This is a genomic window from Peribacillus acanthi (assembly GCF_003073175.1).
Taxonomy (GTDB): domain Bacteria; phylum Bacillota; class Bacilli; order Bacillales; family DSM-1321; genus Bacillus_BN; species Bacillus_BN acanthi.
Genome location: NZ_QBBX01000046.1, coordinates 1 through 1,841 on the forward strand (window position 1 = coordinate 1; position 1,841 = coordinate 1,841).

The window sequence follows — 1,841 nt, forward strand, 5'->3', positions numbered from 1 at the left end:
CTCCCTCAATAAAGAAAGCGAAATCGCCCGTTTTCTCTGGTTTTCTCAGTATTTCAAAATTCGTTAATTTGGTGTTATATGTCATTAATGTGGTTGGATTTATCTTGAAAGGATAAATTTGGACCCTTGAAGAAAAAAAACTCATAACTCATTAGCCACTCACTTACAAAAAATGGTGGATGAGTTAAATTATGATCGCACTGGTGGATGTCCACATCTCTCATGGAGGTCAACCCTCCCATGTCTCACAGAGTCTTCGCTCTCAAATTCCTTCGTCCAACCTTTCCATGAGGTGGATGTCAGTCATGCTGCCCCACAGGGTCTTTGCCCGAAGTTTAGTTGCTTTGCTGACTAATCCGTGCTTCAAATGTACGTGACGTATGACACCAAAAATCTATTCGCTATAAAACTGATCTTTACTAGATTACGCTGCTATTTCTACTACTCTTTGTCTCATATGAGGGATATCCTTTAACATTCTATCTTCACTAAACTCAAATTGTTTCTTCCCAATCGCAAAGAAAATTCGGATTAACTTATTACACAATGCAATCAGAGACTGCATTTTCTTTAGTGGATTATCTGGACGTTGTGTATAGTAGGCATGCAGAGCCTTAAAAGCAGAGTTCTTTGCGACCATAATCATACAAACTCTGAAGAGAAGTGCCCTCAGCTTCTTTCTTCCTCTTTTCGTTATCCTGGTTTGTCCCTTATGCTTCCCTGAAGTATTTTCCTTCAAGCTCAACCCAGCCAACTTTATGATTTGTCTAGGATGGGTGTAGTCTCCAAGATCACCTACTTCCGCGAAAAATCCGGCAACGGTGTCTCTTCCTACACCCTTGATGGCCAACATTTGCTGGACACCTGGGATATCTTCTATCAGTTTATCTATTTGTGTATCTAATTCTTCGAATTTCATTTGGATTAGATCATACTTATCAAGTAAGGTTGTCAGTTCTAGCTTGGCCATTGAAGTTCCTTGTCGAAGTCCGATGGACTCATTGGCTACTCGCTTTAATTGATGAATCTTGTTCAGTCCTACACTACGTTTCACTGCTTTTCTTAGGTGTTCTAACAGATCTTGATCAGAGAATTCAACCAGTTCATGAGGTAAGGCTTCTAGTCTTAATAGTTGGAGGGCTGACTTCCCTTCCCAGCTTTTAAAGACGATCAGAAACTCTGGAAAATAACGATCGATCCAGTTATGAATCTGCCCTTGAACTGTTTGAAGGTCATCTGTTAAGAGATCACGAATTTTTTTCGCCACGCGGAGCTCTGCATAAACTCCTTGCGGAAGCGTAGGTTCAGCGTATCTCCCATCCTTGACCAACTGTGCAATAACTCTGGCATCTTTCACATCGTTCTTGGTCGGTGAATTGTCGTCGAGTTCCTTACTTTTCTTCACATGCAATGGATTCACAGCGACAAACTTAATCTCATTTTCTTTTAGAATGTGAGCTAAATTAAGCCAATAATGACCGGTAGGCTCCATGCCTACTATTACTTTTTCCATGTTCTGTTCTTGCTTCAAATGATGAATCCACTGGAGAAATAGTTGAAATCCCTGCTTAGTATTTTCGAAATAACAAGGGGCACTAAACTCCATACCTCTGAAATCCTGCGCACGTGCAACGTGCTTGAACTTGGCTATATCAACGCCTATAATAAGAGTCTGAGAAGTAATTTGAGCAATCTTTTCATTTTGGTTATAATTCATTTTAAAGCCTCCTGGTAATTGAGTATTGGCCTTTTCGCTGGCCAGCTTCAGGACACTCTCATTCTACCAAGAGGTTATTTTTTTGTTCAAATCTCATTTTCAGTCATTACAGGAATGCTGCCCC

At 40.4% G+C, this 1,841-nt stretch carries 1 protein-coding gene; it reads right to left on the minus strand.

Translation table 11 applies throughout. The features are described 5' to 3' along the window. Window positions 1-424: 424 nt before the first annotated feature. The gene (locus DBX25_RS20350) at window positions 425-1,717 is read right to left on the minus strand and encodes an IS110 family RNA-guided transposase (protein WP_108672579.1); all 1,293 of its coding nucleotides are present in this window, start codon (window positions 1,715-1,717) and stop codon (window positions 425-427) included. Window positions 1,718-1,841: the final 124 nt, after the last annotated feature.

Coding starts and splice junctions, on each gene's coding strand:
- DBX25_RS20350 (WP_108672579.1), bottom strand. CDS start 1,717: ATGAATTATAACCAAAATGAAAAGATTGCTCAAATTACTTCTCAGACT.